This is a genomic window from Cohnella massiliensis, from assembly GCF_900169535.1.
Taxonomy (GTDB): Bacteria; Bacillota; Bacilli; order Paenibacillales; family Paenibacillaceae; genus Cohnella; species Cohnella algarum.
The window spans coordinates 236257-254034 of sequence record NZ_LT821257.1 but is presented as its reverse complement, the minus strand read 5'-3'; the positions used below and the strand labels follow the sequence as shown (position 1 = coordinate 254034).

The following is a 17778-nucleotide window of genomic DNA, read 5'->3' as shown; positions in this document are numbered from 1 at the left end:
TTACAGATGGTACTTTCTATGACATAATTTTGATGGGTTCCGAGTTTTTGCGACAAATGAAAGGATCGAAATACTGCAAAATTCGACATATTATTACATGGATGTTACATATGATTAGGAAATAAGGAGGATCTCAACGCTTTATGGATAATTCCCTCTCATCCTTGCAGCAAACGCTGGACTTTGTCTGGCTGATTTTCGCGGGCATTCTCGTGTTTTCCATGCAGGCGGGGTTCACGTTGGTCGAAGCCGGGCTCACGAGGGCCAAGCACTCCATCAGCGTCGCGATGAAAAACGTAGCCGACATCATGGTCGCCGTTTTGCTTTTTTCGCTGGTCGGCTTTCCCATCATGTTCGGCGATACGGTCGGCGGCTGGTTCGGCTCGAGCGGATTCTTTTTATCGGGATGGGACGGCGATCCGTGGAACTGGGCGATGATGTTCTTTCAAATCGTCTTCGCCGGCACGGCGGCCACCATCGTTTCGGGAGCGATCGCCGAACGGGCCCGGCTGTTCGCCTATTTAGTGGGAACGGCGGTCGTGACCGTGGTCATCTATCCGGTCGTCGGCCACTGGGTTTGGGGCGACGTGCTGAATCCGGACCAGCAGGGATGGCTGGACGAGCTTGGCTTTATGGATTTTGCCGGCTCAACGGTCGTCCATTCGGTCGGCGGCTGGGTGGCGTTGGCCGCGGCGATCGCGATCGGTCCCCGGATCGGCAAGTACGAGCCGAACGGGAAGAGCAACCGCTTCTCGGCCTCGAATTTGGTGTTGGCGGCGCTTGGGGTGTTTTTGCTGTGGTTCGGGTGGTTCGGCTTCAACGCCGGCTCGACGACGCTCGCCAGCCCCGATATTGCGCTCATTACGCTGAACACGGCGCTGGGCGGAGCGGCCGGGGGCTTCCTGGCGATGGCGGCAAGCTGGATCGTCGACCGGCGTCCGCGTGCGGAGGATATGCTGAACGGCATTCTCGGCGGCCTGGTATCGGTCACGGCGGGCTGCAACGTGTTTACCCCGCTTCATTCGCTGCTTGCCGGCGCGATCGGCGGGCTGCTCGTCGTCGCGGCGATCCGTTTTATCGATCACGTGCTGAAGGTGGACGATGCGGTCGGCGCGATCGGGGTTCACGGCGTTTGCGGGGCGTGGGGAACGCTGGCCGTCGGGATTTTCGGCGAAGCGGACAAGCTCGCGGCCGGATCGCGCTGGGAACAGATCGGCGTTCAGGCGCTTGGGGCCGGCGTCGTGTTCGTTTGGGCGTTCGTCCTCGGGTTTGTCGTCTACTGGCTGCTGAAGAAAACGATCCGGCTTCGCGTTGGCCGGGAGGACGAGCTGATCGGCCTGAACATTTCCGAGCACGGAGCAAGGACGTCGCTGCTCGACACGGTGCGGGCAATGAACGAAATCGCCTCGGAAAAAATCGATCTCACGCGCAAGCTGGAAATCGAGCCGGGAGACGATACGGAGGAACTGAACCGTTCGTTTAACTATTTGTTGGACAAAATCGGCCAGCTTGTCGATCAGGTGAAAGGGCAGACCGGATTCGTCCATTCCAGCTCCGAGCAGATGATGAAGCTGAGCCGGCAGCTGAACGACAACTCCAATCTGCAGGACGAATCCGTAAGGCAGGCGTACGATTATTTTCAACAGATGCAGGCGCGGATGAAGTCGGAAATGGAGACGGACCGGGAAGCGCTGGCCGCGTTCGAACAGTCTATTGCGATCATGAACGGCATTTCGCAGGATATGCGCTCGACCCGGGAGCAGATGAACGAAATGGCAGCGAACATCGGCACGATGGAGGCGGGGCTCGCCGAAGCCGGCGAAGCGATGCGGCGCCTGTCGGAAGCGATGAGCGAGATTTCGGCGTCTTCGGGCCGGAGCGAATCGGTGATCGCTACGATCGACGACATCTCCAAACAGATCGGGCTGCTCGCGCTGAACGCGGGCATCGAAGCCGCGCGGGCGGGGCAATACGGCCAGGGCTTCGCGGTTGTCGCGCAGGAAGTCAAGAAGCTGTCCGGGGAAACGCAGCTGTCCACGCAAAACATTCGCGAGCTGATGCTCCGAATGGGGGCTGCCGTCGTCAGCGGCCGCGAAAGCTCGGCTCATTTCCGCCAAACGTTCGAATACTTGAATGAGGAACTGTCGCGAATTCCCGAGAAGGTGAAGCGCACGGCGTCGGAAATCGAATCGATGTACCAGAAGGCGCGGGGATTCACGGACGAAGTCGAGGAACTGCAGGCGAACGCTTCCGCCATGAAGGACGCCCGCCGGCGTCAATACGACGAACTGGAAGCGATGATGAACCGGATGCGGCGCGTGCTCGACCAAATCGAGGAAAACCGCGCGTTCACCTCGCAAATCGGCGATCGGGTACTGGAGCTGCGGGGCCAAAGCGGCACGCTTGACCTGACGATGCAGAAGTTCAAGACGAAGCCGGAATTGATTCACTAAGGAAAGCGCATGGGCGGAGGCGACGGGGTTCGGATGCCGGCCGGTTGGGTAATCTAACCGTAAACGGCAAAAGGATGTGACCGCCATGAAACAAAGCGTCCGTAAAGTCGCCTTCCTGCTTGCAGACGGCTACGAGGATTCCGAGATGAAAAATCCTTACGACGCGATCGTCGAAAACGGCAACGACCCCGTTATTATCGGCCTTGCCAAAAATCAGGAGCTGCGCGGGAAGAAGGGCACGATTTCCTACCGTTCCCACCTGACGGCCAAGGAAGCGAACCCGGAAGATTACGAAGCCGTTATCATCCCGGGCGGCAAGTCCCCCGCGGCGCTCCGCGAAGACGAAGCGATCGTCGACTTCGTCAAACGGGCGAACGGCAAGGGCATCCCGATCGCCGCGATCTGCCACGGCCCGCAAGTGCTGGCCAGGGCGGGCCTGCTCGGCGGCAAGACGCTGACGGGCTATGCCGGCATTCGCGGCGAGATCGAGGAGGCGGGCGGAACGTTCGTCGACCGGGAAGTCGCGGTGGACGGGAATCTCATCACGTCGCGCGGGCCGCAGGACGAGCCGGCTTTCATTCAGGCCATCATCGACAAGATCGGCGTCTCGGCATATTGAACGGAACGGCTCGAACGGCCGCCCGGCACTGTTTGACGGTGTCGGGCGGCCGTTATTTCGCCGGGGGATCGCGCCGACGCTCATGCCGGCTTCGTTCTCACGGCCGCTGGCCGGAGCAGCGAAGCCGCTGTTGGCGCTCGAGCTCCAGCCGTCCGAATTCCGCCCACAAAATCGCTTCGAACGTGCGGCGTTGAATTTGGTCCAGACGCCGGCTCGCAAGCGAGAAGGTCACGCCGAACCTGGAGGCGATGTGAGCGATCGCTTCGCTTCGCCGTTCGGGCAGGCGGATCTTTTTCAACATGTAATAAGGCATGGACGCATACAGCGCGAACCGGTTCGCTTCGGCCTCCTGATGCTCCAGAAAAGAACGGGGCATCAACGTCTGATTGCCCGCATGCCGCAAAATATGGCACAGCTCGTGAAGAAAGTCCCCCCACTGCTCGGCCCGGCTCAGCCGCTTGTCGATCAGGATGGAGCGCATGCCCGTCCATTCGAGCGCCCGGCTCGAAACGTTCAAATAGTGAACCCAAACGTTGAGCCGGGCCGCCACCTCGTCGATTGTCAGCTGCTCGGGCGTCGCGATGCCGGCTTTTCGCCACAAATTTTCAATCCATTCTTCGAACGGAGTCGGCTGGTAGTATCGCAGCATAAATAAAATGCACCTCGCCCCAGTGGGAATGTATGTTCGGTAAAGAGCGATAAATAAAAGCCCATGCGGGCGTTAATCGCGGTACGTCAGATCGGGTTCCGTCATTCCCCTTGCCGGTCTCCAGGTTTGCGGCCTTTCTCTTTCTCCCGAATGAACTCCCAGAATCTGCGCATCTCCGCTTTCCGCTCCTCCGGCGCTTCCAGGTAGTCCTTGAAAAAAATGCCGTGCTCCGGGTTCCGGATGAATTGCTCGAACGCTTCCGAGGAGTTCGGCTGCCATTCGTCGGTTCGGCCCAGCAAATAATCGGCCGTCGTATGATAATATTCCGCGAACCTGAGGAGCATTTCCGGCTCCGGCTTGCGGTCGTCGGATTCGTAACGGGAAAGCTGCACGTTGCTGATGCCGAGGTCTCTGGCCGCGTCCAGTTGCGTTTTGCCCAAGCTGTCTCTTCGTTCGCGAAGCCGCCTGCCCAGCGTCATGACCATCTTCCTTCTTTCGAGATAAGGTAGTTCCAGTATACCATATTTTCCGATTCGGCAAAATAAAGAATCTAAATTTGTCCAAAAGGATTGACATTTACCGTTTTGGCAAAATATAATCGAACACACGTTCCCTTTCGGAGATTCGCATGGGGGCGGCCGACTTTGTTGTTTTTCGCAGTTTTCGCATATCGTATGTTTGCCAAATTGGCAAAAACCAAAAAAGCAGAAGAGAGCGAGGGTAAAAGCATGGAAAAGGAAGCGACCGTAAGGGGAAACAAGGCGGATTTGGGGAAGGCGACGGCCGAAACGTACCGGGAGACGAGAAGAGGGCTGCTGCTGGCGGCCGACCGGCTCACGAGGGGGATCGCGGCCCTGGAGCCGGTTCGGACGATCGAGCAAATGGACGAGCTGCTCGAACTGGAACGGCAGCGCAAGCTCGTGATCGAGATGATCGCAAGCTGCAATTATGTCATCGAATGGCTGGAAACCGGGAGAAGGCCGGGCAACCGGCGGGGAATCGAGCGGCGGTCGGGCGCTCAGCGCGAAATATTGACGGATCCGGCCCGGCTGCCCGCCGCGGCCGCGGCCGATTCCCGGACAGCAGCCGACGAGGCGGGCGGGAGCGAGCGGCAGAGCCGGATCGAAGCCGCCATGGCGGGACTCACCGAACGGGAACGAGACTGCTACGTGCTCGCCCACGCCCAGTGCTACTCCAATGCGGAAATCGCCGGCCTGCTCCGCATCAGCAAGTCCAGCGTCTCCACCTACGTGCTGCGGGCGCAGCGGAAAATTTCGGCGAACGTCGGCGGCATGTTCCTCGTCGGATGATGTCGTACGAATGCCACTTATAGATGAGGGGCAGGAACATACGTTCCTGTTCCGAAATCGGATCTTGGGAGGGTAAGCAAATTGGCGGCAAAGGATGTGGCGGTTTGTCATGAGAAACACCATCCGTCAGCGGCTCTCCGCTGACATTCCCGCGCTCGGCGGGCGGGTGCTGGAGCCCCATGACGATTACGCGTCGGCGGACAAGCCTTATCTGGTCCTTCAGCAAGGGTGGGAAACCGGCAGCGGAAGCGGGTTTCCCGGGTTCCGCAAGCGCTACGAAGTGTGGCTGCACGAAGCGAAAGCGGCGGGCTTCGATGCCGTCGACCGGTTGGCGGAATCCGTCATCCGGTCGCTGGACGAGCGGACGATGACGGACCCGGATACGGGGGACGCCTTCTTCTGCCGGTACATCGGCACGATCGGCCGCGATCGCGTGGACGGCGAGCGGCAGACGCTGTCGCGGATTTTGCGGTTCGCCGTCGACGCCGTGCAGCCCGCGGCGCTGGCCGAAACCGTCCCGGACGATCCGTGGCTGGAAGCGATCGCCGCTTGGACGAGGGCTTTGCTGGGAGGCTCCTGGCAAGTTTGCCTGAACGAGTGGCCGTCTTCCTATTTGCGCCCCGCCGTGCTTTGGCGGCTCGGCGGCATGGAAACGGGGCCGGGCAACGCGGCGGCGCTCGTCGTTCGCAAAAGGCTGGTCGGCCACGTGGCGGGGCGGACCGATAACGAAGAGCGGGAAGCGGCGGCGCTTTTGGCTTCGAGTCTGAAGCTGGACGGCAAAGTCGTTTTGTCCGCGGCGGACCGGCGCTGGCTGGCCGTCGAGGAGAGCGGGATCGACTTCGGCGCGGACCCGATCGCGGAAGGGCAATTGACGGTCGCGCTGTCGCGGCGCGTGAAGCGGGAGTCATTCGCAGAGGACGCTCCGCTGATGAGGGAAGTTTTTTTCAATGAAATCGGATCATGAGGTGAGTCCTGTGGCAGAGAAGAAATCGGCGGCTCCGGCCGCCCAATACGGCCGCGAGGAGCTTGCGGAAAGCTCGGCCGGCCTGTTCGGCGTCCCCGGCGAGGTGCTCGCGGGCGCCTTGCACGGCGTCGGCAAGGAACGGCTGTCGGTAGCGGAAGCGAAGCGTTATATCAACCAATTTTTGGACAGGAAGGTGAAGTGAAATGGCAGGAGGCAATTGGAGCGCGACGGATTTGCCGGTATTGCCCGGCTTTTATATGGCATTTCGCTCGGCGGCGACGGCGGCGATCGGACAAGGTGCGAGGGGAACGGTCATTTTCCCGGTAAAAGCCCATTGGGGACCGGTGCGTCAAATCGTCGAGCTGGGCAGCGAAAATGAAGCGATCGAGGCGTTTTCGGCCGACGATTCCGGCGGGGCGACGGCGTATGCGACGCTCCGGTTCGGCTTGCTGGGCGGCGCGAGCAAGCTGCTGGCGTACCGGCTGACCGACGGCACCGACGCGAAAGCGTCGATCACGCTCTCGGACAACGCGACGACGCCGGCCGACGTGCTGAAGCTCGAAGCGAAGTACAGCGGCGAGCGCGGCAACAAGTTCCGGGTGACGGTGCAGGCGAACGCGGCCGATTCCGCGCTCAAGGACTTGAAGCTGTACGAGGAAACGAAGCTTCTCCGCACGTTCACGTTCGCGGACGGCTCGGCGGATGCAGCCGTCGAGGCGATTAACGGCGACGCCGCCAACAAGTGGATCGTCGCGTCGAAGGTCGACGACGGAAACGGCACGCTTGCCGCCGTATCGGGGGCCGCGCTGGCCGGGGGCAATTCGGGCCTTTCCGGCATCGCCAACGGCGACTATATCGAAGCGTTCGCGGCTTTCGAGACGCAATCGTTCAACGCCGTGGCGCTGGACGGCGTGTCCGACGCGGCGCTGCTCGCCAGCGCGGCGGCATGGATCGCCCGCATCCGCGAGGAAGGCGCGGGCGCCATTCTTGTGGTCGGCGGCGGAATCGCCGACGACAAGGCGGCCGACTCCGTCGGCAAGGCCGTCGCCCGCAGCGCCGCCATGAGCAGCGAAGGCGTCGTCAACGTCGGCGCCGGCGTGAAGCTGGCCGGCGTCGAGTACAGCTCCGCCCAGACGGCCGCCTATGTCGCCGGCCTGATCGCGGGCCAGTCGCTTAGCCAATCGACGACGTACGCTCCGGCTCCGTTCGAGGACGTGACCCGGCGCTGGACCCGCTCCGAGCAGGAGCAGGCGGTGCGCGGCGGCGTGTTTCTCCACGTTCATGACGGCCGTCAGGTGAAGGCGCTGCGCGGCATCAACACGCTCGTCTCGCCGGGCGAAGGCCAAAGCAACGCCTGGAAAAAAATCCGCACGATCCGCGTCATCGACACGATCAATGCCGACCTCCAGCGCACGGCGGAGGACAACTATATCGGCAAAGTGAACAACACCGAGGAAGGCCGGCTTGCGCTGATCGGCGCGTGCAAGCAATATTTGCAGACGCTGGCCCAGGCGGGCGTCATCGAAGCGACCGGCTACGACGTCTACGTCGATACCTCCTTCGCGGCCGAGCCCGACCAGGTATTCCTCAAATGGGAAGCGAAGCTCACCGACGTGGTGGAACAAATTTTCGGCACGTTCATCGTGCAATAAGGGGGATAACGGAACATGATGGATCCGACCAGAGCCATTCTCGGCACGTACGGGCAAGTTTTCGTTGACGGGGTGTGGCAAACGAACATCAATCATCTGGAAGCCGCGGTCGAAGTGGAAAAGCGCGAACTGAAGCTGTCCGGCTCGGAATGGACCGTGCACAAGCTCGGCGCGAAAAAAGGCACCGGCACGATGAGCGGCTTCAAGGTGACGAGCGACATGATCCGCCGCGGTTTCGCGAAATTCGAGATCATCAACAAGCTGAGCGATCCCGAGGCTTACGGCTTCGAGCGCGTCAAGCTGATCGGCTGCGTGGCCGACCGCATTCAGCTGGCCAACTGGACGGCGGGCGAGGAAGTGACGGAGGAGACGGCCTTCACGTTCGAAGGCTACGAGCTGCTCGACCCGATCGTGGCGGGCTAAACGGCACGAATGAATATTAGAAGGAGGACGAATCGATGGCAACGGAATTGGAACAGATGACGGAGGAGCAGGTGCTGCAGCGCCTGCTTGACGCCGATAAAGTTCCGGAACGGACGGTGCTGCTGGAGCGGCTCGGCATTCCGGTCAAGCTGCGAGGGCTGACCGGCAAGCAGGTGTTCGGCATTCGCGAGCGCTGCACGGAACGGAAGGAGAAGCGGGGCCAGACGATCGAGCGGCTGGACGAAGAACTGTTCAACGTGTCGCTGATCGCGGCCAGCACCGCTTCTCCCGGCTGGGGCAATCCGCAGCTGCTGGCGAAGTTCCAGGCAAGCAGCGCCGAGGAGGTCATCAAGCGAATCCTGCTCGCGGGCGAGCTGTCCGCGCTCGGCGACGTCGTTCTGGACCTGTCCGGCTTCAATACGGAGCTTGAAGACGTAAAAAACTGATCCGCACCGGGGCGCTGGCGGGCATGCTGCATGCCATCTGGGTCAGGCATCACCTGCGCCCCGGCGCCTTCTGGCAGCTGCCGCGGGGCGAGCAGCTGTTTTTGATGGCGAGCATGGAACTGGAGCTCGAAGCGGAGCGGGCGGCGTCCTCCGGAAAGAAGGGAGGTGGAGGAGATCGCTGAACAAGGAATCGATATGGTTATCGGGGCGGACGGATGGTCCGGGGCGATTCGCGCGGCCGGCGCGCTGGACAAATATATGGCACGGCTGCAAAAGCGCATGGAGCTGCTCGGCAAGCTCGGGTTGAACCTTTTCGACCGGACGGATAAAAAGCTGGATCGCCTCTTTCGGCGCCTCGACGCTCTCGGCCGCAAACGGGTCCGTATCGACATTGCGCTGAGCGACTGCCTGTGCGCGCCGATCGCGAACATTCGCAAGCACCTGGAATCGATTACGAGCAAAAGCTGGGAAGTGAGCTTGCAGGCGAGCTTTGAGTCGAACAAGCAAACGGCCGAGCGCTTAAAATCGACGGTCGAGACGACCGTGAAGACGTCGGTGGAGGCCAAGCTGGACCTGGCGGTGGCCATGAAGTCGACGTGCGAATGCATTTGCGGAGACGGAGGCACGGCTGGCGCCAAGGACAAAGAGGCGGGAAGCGACAAAGGCAAAGAAGCAAGCGGCGAAGCGAAAGAGCCCGGATGGTTAAAGCAAATCAAGGGCCTGGGAAAGGACTTTGGCAAGGCTTTCAAGGATCGCGCAATGGAAAATATGGCCTCGAAGGCAGACCCGCTGATTGAGAAGTTGTCGAATAAAAAGGGGCTCGGCTTCTTAAAGCTCTTGCTGCCTGAAAAGCAGAATGAAGCCAATAGCAATAAAGTCGCCCAGAAGGTCGAGTGCGTCTGTACGTGCAAGTGCGAAGGAGATTCGAGCGTGGGCGGCGGAAGGAAAGGGAAAAAGGCAGGGCGTAGCTCAGGCAAAAGGGCTGCCGGAAGAACGGCCGCGCAAAAGAACGCTGCCGGAAATACGGCCGCCGATCGGACAGCCCCGGATTCGACGGCCGCGGATAAAACTTCCGCAGATCAGAAGGCTGCCGGAAAAACGGCCGCGAAAAAGAAGGCTGCCGGAAAAACGGCCGCCGATCGGACGGCCCCGGATACGACGGCTGCGGACAAAACGTCCGCAAACCAAAAGGCCGCCGGAACAACGCAGAACGAAGAGACAGCGGGAGAAGCGAAAGCGAATAAGGCCAAGGGACCTTGGGAAAGGTTCAAAAACTTCGGCCGTTCGATTGCCGAGAGGGCCAAAGGGTTGTTCGGCAATCCGGATGAGGCCGGCGCATCGGGGGATTCGGCCAAATCGGCAAACACAACCGAGGCCGATTCGGCCGCCAAGAAACCGAAAACCTTCGGAGGCCGAATGCTTGCGGCGGGCAAAAATCTGGCCAGAGGAGCGGGGAAGCTGCTCGGACCCGCGGGCGTGGTGCTGGGCGCAATGGATATCGCAAGGGCCGAGCCCGGCGAGGAGCGGAACAAGGCGATCGGCCGAACGGTTGGCGGAGTGGTCGGATCCGCGCTCGGATCCATTGTTTTTCCCGGCGTAGGAACGATTGCGCTGGGGATGGCCGGCAGCGCCGCGGGGGAATGGGTTAGCGAAAAAGCGGCCGGGGTCATCGACAAAATCAAGAGCTTTTGGCCATTCGGCAAAAAGAAGGAAAAGAACGATCCGCAAGAAGCAGCGGCTTCTGCGGCCAAAGCGCCTGCGAAGGACGGTCATGCCGCGTCCTATTCCGGCTCCGCCGCGTTGCAGATGAACAGCGGGATAGGCGGGATGTCCGTCGCGGGACGCAACGGACTCGCGCAAACGATGGCGTTATCCGCCGCCGTCATGAGCTACGGCAGCGGACGCGTCCCCGGACCCGGAATCCAAGCAGGGGTGACGAACAGCAGCGCAGGCGCCGGGATCGTTCCTTTATCAGGGTCGAACCCGATTGGCGGAGTCCAAGGGGGCGAGTCGTGGCTGAACTCTTTTTTTGAAAGACTGACAAGCCTTTTCCGTAACCTGGAAAATGCTATTGCCAGCAAACCGAGCGGGCCGCCCGGCACGCTGGCTCCGCGGCCTACGGCTTCGTTCGCCGGCGGGCTGCCTAACGCCGCCGCGATCGGGACGCCCGGCGGAACGGCCGTTATGCCGCCGCAGCCGGCGCCGATCAACATCAGCGTAGCCCCCGGAGCGGTGCAGCTGACGGTCAAGGAGCAGGAGTTGGACTATAACGCCATTGCGGCACAGGTCAGCGCGAGAATTTCCGCCTCCATTCAGCAATCCCTGGAAAACAGGGTTTAATATACAGGTTGGTCGAGAGAAAGAGGGGAGCGCCCATGGACATTTATTTGATCGACGCTTCCGGGGAGAAGTTTCATTTTCCCGTAAATCCGGAGGAGATTTCGATCCGGCGCGACAAGCAATTCGAGACGTTCAACATTTTGTCGCTCGGCGAAGTGGACGCGGCTCAGCAAGAGAAGGTGAAAGAAATCGCCTTCTCTTCCTTTTTTCCAAAAACGTACGATCCCTCCTACTGCCGCTACCAGGACCTGCCGGATCCCCGGACCGCCATGAACCAGCTGACGATCTGGATGAACAGCAGGCAACCCGTCCGCTTGCTGGTGACGGATACAGGGGTCAACGTTCTGGTGTACGTCGCCGCCCACACGTCGATGTTTCGAGGCGGCGAACCGGACGATATCGCGTTCGACGTCACTTTCCGGACTTGGCAGGACATGAAAGTGCGCGGCGCGGCGGCTGCGGCGGCGGTATCGGGCCAGGCGGTCAAGGCCGCCCGGCCGGATACGAAGCCGGTACCCAAAGTGTATACGGTCGTTTCGGGAGATACGCTGTCCGGCATCGCGAAACGGGAGCTTGGCAGCAGTTCCAAATGGTCGGCTATTTACGAGAAAAACAAAGCCCAAATCGGGAGCGATCCGAACCGGATTTTTCCCGGACAAAAGCTGGTGATGCCATGAGCTACGAAGTGGTGCTCAGCGACAAATTCTATCTTCGCGATTTGATCGAGGAGATTACGCTGGAGGATTCGCTGGAGGAAATCGCATACCGAGCCCGCATCGAGTTCAAGGTGACGCCGGACTTCCCGGCCATCGCACCCGGGCAGGCGATTCGGATTTCCGGCATTCCTTATGGCGCGAAGGGCATGAAATATTTGCTGCATCCCGGCATGGTGTGGGAATGTTCAAGCTTCACCGGCGGAAGCAAAAGATTGACGGCAACGGTTTACGACCGGACCATCTATCTGGCCAAATCCGAGGACGAGCGGCTCATGCCCGCCGGACAGACGGCTTCCCAGCGCTTGAAGCTGTACGCCAAAGACTGGAACATTCCCGTCGGCGACGTCCCCGACACGAAAATTACGCTCGCCCGGGGCGTCAAGCGCAGCCAGTCGATTTTTTCGATGATTCAGGGCGATTTGAAGGAGACGGCGGAAAAAGGCGGGGATCTGTACCGCGCCCGCATGACGCCGGACGGGCTGTCGTTGGTCAAAATCGGCGGCAACGGGGACGTATGGGAGCTGACGGAAGCGGAGACGGTATCCCAGAATCGGTCGCTCGAAGGGGCGGTCACGCAGGTGAAGGTGCTCGGCTGCCAAAAGGGCGACGACAAGCTGTCGCCGGTGCTGGCAGTGGTCAAGGGCGAAACGGCGAAGTACGGAACGCTGCAAAAGGTGATTCAGGACTCGACGATCGAGACGGTCGCCGAGGCGCAGAAAGCCGCCAAAAACGTGCTGATGGGCTTGCAGGAAACCTTTTCCGTGACGGCTCCCGACATCAATACGATTCGCGCGGGGGACAAGGTGCGGCTGAACGGAATGAACCTGATCGTCCACTACGTCAAGCATCGGCTGGGGACGCCGGGGCATATGGACCTGGAGCTGTCCACGGAAGCCAAAGTGAGGAGGGATTGGTGTGTCTGATCCGTTTCAAAAACTCGTCTCGACGCTGGAAACCCGTATGTCCGGCCTTGCTTCGAAGGCGGTGTCGGGCGTGCCTGCCGAGCTCGGGACGATTACGGGAGGCGGGCTGAAGCTCGACTCGTTCAACCATGCCATTCCCGACTATATGGTGGCGGACGGGATGGCGACGCTGCATATCCCGGCATTTTCGCTGACGGGTACGATGACGTCCCCGGTTCAGGCGGACGGAACGCCGCTGCCCGGCGCGGCGACGTCGCAGCCGACCCGATTCGATTTTAACGAGACGGAAGTGAAGGAAGTCCGCGTAAACTGGCAGGCGGGGCTGCGCGCCGGCGACCGGGTGCTGGCGGTTCCGGTGTTGGGCGGCAGCCAGGCCGTCGTCGTATGCAAGGTGGTGGGAGCGAGTGGCTAATCTTTTTCCGGAGGAAGAAGCGGTTGCGGCGGAAGCGGAGGTCGAGGAGAGCGAAGTCCGGTTCGGTCGCGGCGTGCGCTTCGATTACGAAGCCGGCGAGTTCGTGCTGACGCCGACAGGCCGAATCGCCGAGGCGGAAGGGGCGGACGCGTGGCTGGAATGGTGCCGGAAGGCGCTGCAGACGGAGCGGTACCGCCATCTCGTCTACTCGCGCGACTACGGCCAGGAGTTCGAAACGCTGATCGGCCTCGGGCTGTCGCGTTCCGCCGTCGAGAGCGAAATTTTGCGGATCACGACGGAAACGCTCATGACGGACCCGCGCACCGAGGCGGTCGGAAATTTTTCGTTCGAATGGCAAGGGGAGAAGTGCGTCTTCGCCTGCGAGGCGCGAAGCGTGCGGGACGAGACGGCATTGCTGCAGGGAAGCGTGATGAACGGGGGATGAGCGTTTTGCCGGATTTTTTGCAGGGCGAGACGGAGGAAGCGATTCGCGGCCGGATGCTGGGCCGGATCTCGCCGGAGATCGACAAGTCGGAAGGCTCTTTTATTTGGGATGCTCTTGCTCCTGCGGCATATGAGCTGTACAGGTCTGCGGGTTGGGCGCAGGAGGTGCTGAGGCGCGGGTTCGCTTCGACGACTTTCGGAGGCTATCTCGATTTGCGCTGCGAGGAACACGGCATTTCCCGGCTGGGCGCGGTCAAGGCTTCGGGCGAGGTTGCGTTCGTCGGGAAGCCCGGAACGAACGTGCCCTCCGGGCAAGTGCTCGCGACCGCCGCCGATCCGGTGACAGGAACACCGTCGATCGAATACGCGACGGTGGCCCCGGTCATGCTCGATGCAAACGGAACGGCGACGGTCGCGATCGAAGCGGTCGAAGCGGGAACCGCGGGCAACGTATCGGCGGGGAAAATCGCGCTTATGGTCACGCCCGTTCCCGGCATCGCTTCGGTCGCCAATCCCGAGCCGATAGGCGGCGGTCTGGATGCCGAGGACGACGCGGCGCTGCTGGCGCGTTTTTTTGCAAGGGTTCGCTCGCCTTCTGTCGGCGGCAACAAAGCGGACTATATCAACTGGGCGCTGGAGGTGCCCGGCGTCGGAGCGGCGATCGCGCTGCCGCTGTGGAACGGGCCGACGACGGTCAAGGTCGTCATTCTTGGCGAGGACAAGTCGCCCGCCTCCGCTTCGCTCGTTGCGGAGGTTCAGCGGCACATTTGCCCGGTGCCGGGGCTTGGCGAAGGCAAGGCGCCCGTAGGCGCCTTCGTCACGGTTGCGTCGGCGGAGCCGGTCGCGATCGACGTATCCGCGACGGTCGTGCCGGCGGCCGGGGCTTCCTTGGTCGAGGTTCGGAACGTTTTTGAAGCGCGGCTGACCGAATATTTGCGGAATATCGCGTTCAGTTCCGATCCCTCCGTCAAATACGTCCGGATCGGCGCGATGCTGCTGGACGTTCCGGGCGTTTCCGATTTTTCCGGCTTGCTGCTGAACGGAGCGGCGGACAACGTCGCGGTCGCTTCGGATCGCGTTGCCGTCAAAGGCGCGGTGACGTTCGCATGACGGAGATAACGAGCGAGCGAGGAAAGGAAATGCTCGGCTATTTGCCGGGATTTTACGAGCAGTCGAAGGTGATGGCCTCCATTTTGGACGCGCAGGGCCTGGAGCTGGATCGGCTTCGGGAGGCTTTGGACGGGACGCTAGAGCAGTTTTTCGTCGTTACCGCCACTTGGGGGCTGCGGTATTGGGAAGAGTCGGTCGGGCTGCCCGTTTCGGAAAACGACGATGCGGATACGCGGAGAAGGCGTATTCTCGCCAAGCTGCGGGGCTCGGCTCCTTTTTCCGCGTCCGTGCTCCGAAGCGTGGCCGAAGCTTACACACAAAAGCCGGTTTCGGTCACGATGGACGCGGCGGCGCATACGATCGTGTTTACGTTTGAGAATGCTTTTATTACGGATCCAAGCTTTTATACCCAAATCGAAAATTTGATCCATGCTCACCTGGGGACCGCGTTCCGGGCGCTGTTCGTCTACCCGGGGAGCCTGGAATTGGCATATGAGTTCCGGCGGTACGTATACGGCATTCCGTTTGCCGGCGGGACGCTTTGCGGGACTTGGCCGGAACCTTCGACCCGGGGCCGGCTGTACGATCCGGCGTTAACGGTCGCGCAAAGCTATGAGCGGAGTCAGCGCCCTTACCGGTTCGCGGGCAAGGCTGCGGCGGGCTCGGAAGAAGAGCTCGAAACGCTGTTCGCGGAAGGGGCGACTGTGTTGACGGCTTCGGGCGCGGTGGAGCGGGCAACGAAAAATTATCGGCTTGCGGGGCAGGCGAACGCGGGGACGGGGGTGATGTTGTGAGCATTACGGCGGCTGGACATACGAAGCTGAAGGATTACTTGCAGGGGTTGATCAAAGAAGGGCGTTATGTCATCGGGTCCACGACGCATACGACGCCGATCTTCAAAACCGAGCGCAGCGGCGATGTCATTACGTTTTATCTGTATTTGCCGGACGGGGTGAGCGGCACGATTACGAAGTTCCAACTGATCGATACGGCCGGGGCCGTGTTCGACGATCAACCGGACAGCATCTCGAAGCCCGGCGTGAACGGGCTGCTTGTGGCATTCAAATATACGTTGAAGAAGGTGTAGCGAAATGGCGTACACGAAAACGAATTGGCTCGACCACGTCGTCGACGGGAGCGGTCAGGTTATCCAGCAGGGCACCCCGCTGTCCGCCGCCAACCTGAACCGGATGGAGCAGGGCATCGCGGATGCGCACGCGCAGTTCGAGGATTCGGCCAGGCAGACCGTCACGTTAAGGCATGGGATGAATGTGATCCAGGCGGATCAGGCCTCGCCGTTGAACGCTACGGTTTATGGGCGGACGTTGGTGAACTTGTTCGGTAAAGAATGCAACTTTGAAGATGGGATAGGCGGCTTTAATGGAGGAACGGTATCCATAACGGCTGTTTCGGATTCAACTCACGCTAAATTTGGGAACAGAAGCCTTAAAGTTTCTTCATCGATATCCGGAGTGTTATATAAGTCTAAAACTTTTACGGTCGATACGACTAAGCAATATTTGTTCATGGGGTACGCAAGATCAGATGGATCTGCCCAGGCTCGCATTGCTGTAGATTTCGGGTTGGGAGCACAGGAAGTTGTCCTCTATAATACGAGTCAGACATGGATTTTCGGTTACCGTAAGTTCGTACCGAAAATTACTACTTTAACCGTTCACGTTTACGCATCTAATGGATTAGGCGAGTGCTGGTATGATGGAATTGCTTTGTATGAGGTTAGTGCTTCGGAATACGCTGCGATCGGCACTTCGATAACAGACGTTGAGGCGTATTTCCCCTACGTGGATAGCGCCCAGCACCTTCAGGGGGGGGCGATCCGGAAGACAGGAAAAAATTTGCTTCCGCCGTTTTCCGAATGGACACTTCATGCAAATACGGTTATAAACGAACCATATTCAATCACCCTAAACGCGACGGGGCCTAATCAATATAATTCGGTCAGGATATCCTGCATACCAAATCAACAATATACGTTAAGTAATAATTATAATTTAAATTTCTTTATTGAGTTTCAGGATGAGTCTGGGGCGTATATTTCATCTTCTGCCGGTACAACGTTTACCACTCCACCAAACGCGGTAACCTTAAGGCTATATTTCTATAATCGATCAGGCGCTAGCGGGACATACGTATTTACTGATCCTATGCTTGTCTTAGGGACAGCGTTGGATCTTCCAGCATCGTTTAAGCCGTGGAACGAAGATTATATTTATATCCCAATTAAACTTGCTTCCAGTAATGACGGTAGTGTACGTGATAGTTTCGATATCAAAACAGGAGAATGTACACGGCGATGGCAAACAGATGTTGCATTTGATGGATCGCTGACATGGGCATTAAGCACAAATTTTTCTGGCTTTAAGTCTGTATTTACAACAAGTATTGTTCACGCTCGTGATGTATTAACTCAAGCATTTGCACTAAAGTTTGACGGATCTATTTTGTCTAAAGTATCCACATTAGCAGCTAATATGACTGCTGCAAACCAATTTATTACGTCTGCAACGTCTACTGTTTTTAGTGTGGCAAACACCGAGTCCGGCTGGGGGGAAAATTATTCACCCACAGCGGTGGAAATTAAAGCTTTCTTTTACGGTTGGAAGATGAACGATGGTAACTACGGTCAGCCTTACAACGGAAGTGGCGTGAAAACATGGGTACCATGGAACGCACAGGACAACTCCGAATCCGTAGTGATTGTCCCGACGATAACCTCTAAGGCCATTACGAGTGGGGGCTCTGATTATTACCGGCTGTCGTACCAGCTTACGAAGACGGTCACGGAGACTGTCGAAGGATTTGAGGGGGCGATCGGGTTGCATGACGGTGGCAATACGATCGAGCTGCTCGAAGGCATGATTGTGCGGGAAAAGATCGTCCCAAAACAACACTCGACAAATTTAAACTGGTACATCAATGAAAAGGGGGCGTCTTCAAATGTTCCGGATTGCCCTTTGCAGTATCGGCTTGATCAACCTATAGCAATCTACAGGAACGGTATCAAGGATGATGGTTGGGTTTGGAAAAATGACGTTAACAACCAGAACGGCAATCAGTATGCCTCGATACCTAACGCTCAATTCGACCCCACCGCCGAATACACCGTCACCTACATCGCCCTCGACCGCCACAAAATGACGACCAATGCGGTCGAAGCAACCGCCAGCTACAATACGAATCAAAAAACGGTCGTCGACTCTCTGGTCCAAAAAGTTACCGACGTAGAGACGACAACCGGAGTAAACGTCAACGCAATCGCGGAACTTTACAAACGCGTCAAGGCGCTGGGGGGCTGA

Annotated in this window: 20 protein-coding genes; 18 read left to right on the top strand and 2 right to left on the bottom strand. The window is 59.3% G+C overall.

The features are described 5' to 3' along the window. Positions 1-143 precede the first annotated feature (143 nt). Together amt and B7E11_RS07685 are read left to right on the top strand one after the other, a co-directional pair. The gene (gene amt / locus B7E11_RS07690; RefSeq protein ID WP_080833146.1) at positions 144-2453 is read left to right on the top strand and encodes an ammonium transporter; all 2310 of its coding nucleotides are present in this window, start codon (positions 144-146) and stop codon (positions 2451-2453) included. 85 nt (positions 2454-2538) lie between these two features. Further along, positions 2539-3072, top strand: a complete 534-nt coding sequence (locus tag B7E11_RS07685) for a type 1 glutamine amidotransferase domain-containing protein (RefSeq protein WP_080833144.1) — start codon at positions 2539-2541, stop codon at positions 3070-3072. A 97-nt stretch (positions 3073-3169) separates the two neighbouring features. Here the strand turns inward: B7E11_RS07685 and B7E11_RS07680 are convergent, their stop codons facing one another. Together B7E11_RS07680 and B7E11_RS07675 are read right to left on the bottom strand one after the other, a co-directional pair. Then, positions 3170-3721, bottom strand: a complete 552-nt coding sequence (locus B7E11_RS07680) for an ImmA/IrrE family metallo-endopeptidase (RefSeq protein ID WP_080833142.1) — start codon at positions 3719-3721, stop codon at positions 3170-3172. A gap of 101 nt (positions 3722-3822) precedes the next feature. Beyond that, a complete protein-coding gene (locus tag B7E11_RS07675; protein WP_176220645.1) occupies positions 3823-4200 on the bottom strand; it encodes a helix-turn-helix domain-containing protein in 378 nt (125 codons plus the stop codon). A gap of 249 nt (positions 4201-4449) precedes the next feature. Between B7E11_RS07675 and B7E11_RS07670 the strand changes: the two genes are divergently transcribed. The 16 genes from B7E11_RS07670 to B7E11_RS07600 all read left to right on the top strand — a co-directional run bounded on the left by B7E11_RS07670 (position 4450) and on the right by B7E11_RS07600 (position 17778). Then, complete coding sequence (locus tag B7E11_RS07670) at positions 4450-5031, top strand: sigma factor-like helix-turn-helix DNA-binding protein (RefSeq protein ID WP_080833793.1); 582 nt, start codon at positions 4450-4452, stop codon at positions 5029-5031. A 109-nt stretch (positions 5032-5140) separates the two neighbouring features. Further along, entirely contained in the window at positions 5141-5995 is an 855-nt protein-coding gene (locus tag B7E11_RS07665) for a hypothetical protein (RefSeq protein ID WP_139787111.1), read from the top strand. A 10-nt stretch (positions 5996-6005) separates the two neighbouring features. Next, a complete protein-coding gene (locus B7E11_RS07660) occupies positions 6006-6197 on the top strand; it encodes a YqzN/YkzM domain-containing protein (RefSeq protein WP_080833136.1) in 192 nt (63 codons plus the stop codon). Position 6198: 1 nt separating this feature from the next. After that, positions 6199-7647, top strand: coding sequence for a phage tail sheath subtilisin-like domain-containing protein (locus B7E11_RS07655; RefSeq protein WP_080833134.1), 1449 nt, complete (start codon positions 6199-6201; stop codon positions 7645-7647). 15 nt (positions 7648-7662) lie between these two features. Then, complete coding sequence (locus B7E11_RS07650; protein WP_080833132.1) at positions 7663-8070, top strand: phage tail tube protein; 408 nt, start codon at positions 7663-7665, stop codon at positions 8068-8070. Positions 8071-8105: 35 nt separating this feature from the next. After that, positions 8106-8516: a phage tail assembly chaperone gene (locus tag B7E11_RS07645; protein WP_080833130.1), complete on the top strand. Its 411-nt coding sequence runs from the start codon at positions 8106-8108 to the stop codon at positions 8514-8516. A gap of 23 nt (positions 8517-8539) precedes the next feature. After that, on the top strand, positions 8540-8698 hold the full coding sequence (locus tag B7E11_RS29425) for a hypothetical protein (protein WP_176220644.1): 159 nt from the start codon (positions 8540-8542) through the stop codon (positions 8696-8698). After that, positions 8682-10856, top strand: a complete 2175-nt coding sequence (locus B7E11_RS07640) for a hypothetical protein (RefSeq protein ID WP_139787110.1) — start codon at positions 8682-8684, stop codon at positions 10854-10856. The genes B7E11_RS29425 and B7E11_RS07640 overlap by 17 nt, the downstream gene beginning before the upstream one ends. Positions 10857-10891: 35 nt before the next feature. Beyond that, positions 10892-11533 (top strand): LysM peptidoglycan-binding domain-containing protein, encoded by a 642-nt coding sequence (locus B7E11_RS07635; protein ID WP_080833127.1) that lies wholly within the window; start codon positions 10892-10894, stop codon positions 11531-11533. After that, positions 11530-12495 carry an XkdQ/YqbQ family protein gene (locus B7E11_RS07630; RefSeq protein ID WP_080833126.1) on the top strand — a complete coding sequence of 322 codons (966 nt, stop codon included), beginning with the start codon at positions 11530-11532 and terminating at the stop codon, positions 12493-12495. The genes B7E11_RS07635 and B7E11_RS07630 overlap by 4 nt, the downstream gene beginning before the upstream one ends. Next, positions 12488-12907 carry a hypothetical protein gene (locus B7E11_RS07625; RefSeq protein WP_080833124.1) on the top strand — a complete coding sequence of 140 codons (420 nt, stop codon included), beginning with the start codon at positions 12488-12490 and terminating at the stop codon, positions 12905-12907. The genes B7E11_RS07630 and B7E11_RS07625 overlap by 8 nt, the downstream gene beginning before the upstream one ends. Next, positions 12900-13352, top strand: a complete 453-nt coding sequence (locus tag B7E11_RS07620) for a DUF2634 domain-containing protein (protein ID WP_080833122.1) — start codon at positions 12900-12902, stop codon at positions 13350-13352. Before B7E11_RS07625 ends, B7E11_RS07620 begins: the two co-directional genes overlap by 8 nt. Then, positions 13349-14461: a baseplate J/gp47 family protein gene (locus B7E11_RS07615; protein WP_080833121.1), complete on the top strand. Its 1113-nt coding sequence runs from the start codon at positions 13349-13351 to the stop codon at positions 14459-14461. The genes B7E11_RS07620 and B7E11_RS07615 overlap by 4 nt, the downstream gene beginning before the upstream one ends. Further along, on the top strand, positions 14458-15255 hold the full coding sequence (locus B7E11_RS07610; protein WP_080833118.1) for a putative phage tail protein: 798 nt from the start codon (positions 14458-14460) through the stop codon (positions 15253-15255). Before B7E11_RS07615 ends, B7E11_RS07610 begins: the two co-directional genes overlap by 4 nt. Continuing rightward, complete coding sequence (locus tag B7E11_RS07605; protein WP_080833116.1) at positions 15252-15548, top strand: hypothetical protein; 297 nt, start codon at positions 15252-15254, stop codon at positions 15546-15548. Before B7E11_RS07610 ends, B7E11_RS07605 begins: the two co-directional genes overlap by 4 nt. A 4-nt stretch (positions 15549-15552) precedes the next feature. Next, positions 15553-17778, top strand: coding sequence for a hypothetical protein (locus B7E11_RS07600; protein ID WP_080833114.1), 2226 nt, complete (start codon positions 15553-15555; stop codon positions 17776-17778).

Excerpts from the sequence above, each read along its gene's own strand:
- amt (WP_080833146.1), top strand. The coding sequence starts at position 144 with ATGGATAATTCCCTCTCATCCTTGCAGCAAACGCTGGACTTTGTCTGG.
- B7E11_RS07685 (WP_080833144.1), top strand. The coding sequence starts at position 2,539 with ATGAAACAAAGCGTCCGTAAAGTCGCCTTCCTGCTTGCAGACGGCTAC.
- B7E11_RS07680 (WP_080833142.1), bottom strand. The coding sequence starts at position 3,721 with ATGCTGCGATACTACCAGCCGACTCCGTTCGAAGAATGGATTGAAAAT.
- B7E11_RS07675 (WP_176220645.1), bottom strand. The coding sequence starts at position 4,200 with ATGACGCTGGGCAGGCGGCTTCGCGAACGAAGAGACAGCTTGGGCAAA.
- B7E11_RS07670 (WP_080833793.1), top strand. The coding sequence starts at position 4,450 with ATGGAAAAGGAAGCGACCGTAAGGGGAAACAAGGCGGATTTGGGGAAG.
- B7E11_RS07665 (WP_139787111.1), top strand. The coding sequence starts at position 5,141 with ATGAGAAACACCATCCGTCAGCGGCTCTCCGCTGACATTCCCGCGCTC.
- B7E11_RS07655 (WP_080833134.1), top strand. The coding sequence starts at position 6,199 with ATGGCAGGAGGCAATTGGAGCGCGACGGATTTGCCGGTATTGCCCGGC.
- B7E11_RS07650 (WP_080833132.1), top strand. The coding sequence starts at position 7,663 with ATGATGGATCCGACCAGAGCCATTCTCGGCACGTACGGGCAAGTTTTC.
- B7E11_RS07645 (WP_080833130.1), top strand. The coding sequence starts at position 8,106 with ATGGCAACGGAATTGGAACAGATGACGGAGGAGCAGGTGCTGCAGCGC.
- B7E11_RS29425 (WP_176220644.1), top strand. The coding sequence starts at position 8,540 with ATGCTGCATGCCATCTGGGTCAGGCATCACCTGCGCCCCGGCGCCTTC.
- B7E11_RS07635 (WP_080833127.1), top strand. The coding sequence starts at position 10,892 with ATGGACATTTATTTGATCGACGCTTCCGGGGAGAAGTTTCATTTTCCC.
- B7E11_RS07630 (WP_080833126.1), top strand. The coding sequence starts at position 11,530 with ATGAGCTACGAAGTGGTGCTCAGCGACAAATTCTATCTTCGCGATTTG.
- B7E11_RS07615 (WP_080833121.1), top strand. The coding sequence starts at position 13,349 with ATGAGCGTTTTGCCGGATTTTTTGCAGGGCGAGACGGAGGAAGCGATT.
- B7E11_RS07610 (WP_080833118.1), top strand. The coding sequence starts at position 14,458 with ATGACGGAGATAACGAGCGAGCGAGGAAAGGAAATGCTCGGCTATTTG.
- B7E11_RS07600 (WP_080833114.1), top strand. The coding sequence starts at position 15,553 with ATGGCGTACACGAAAACGAATTGGCTCGACCACGTCGTCGACGGGAGC.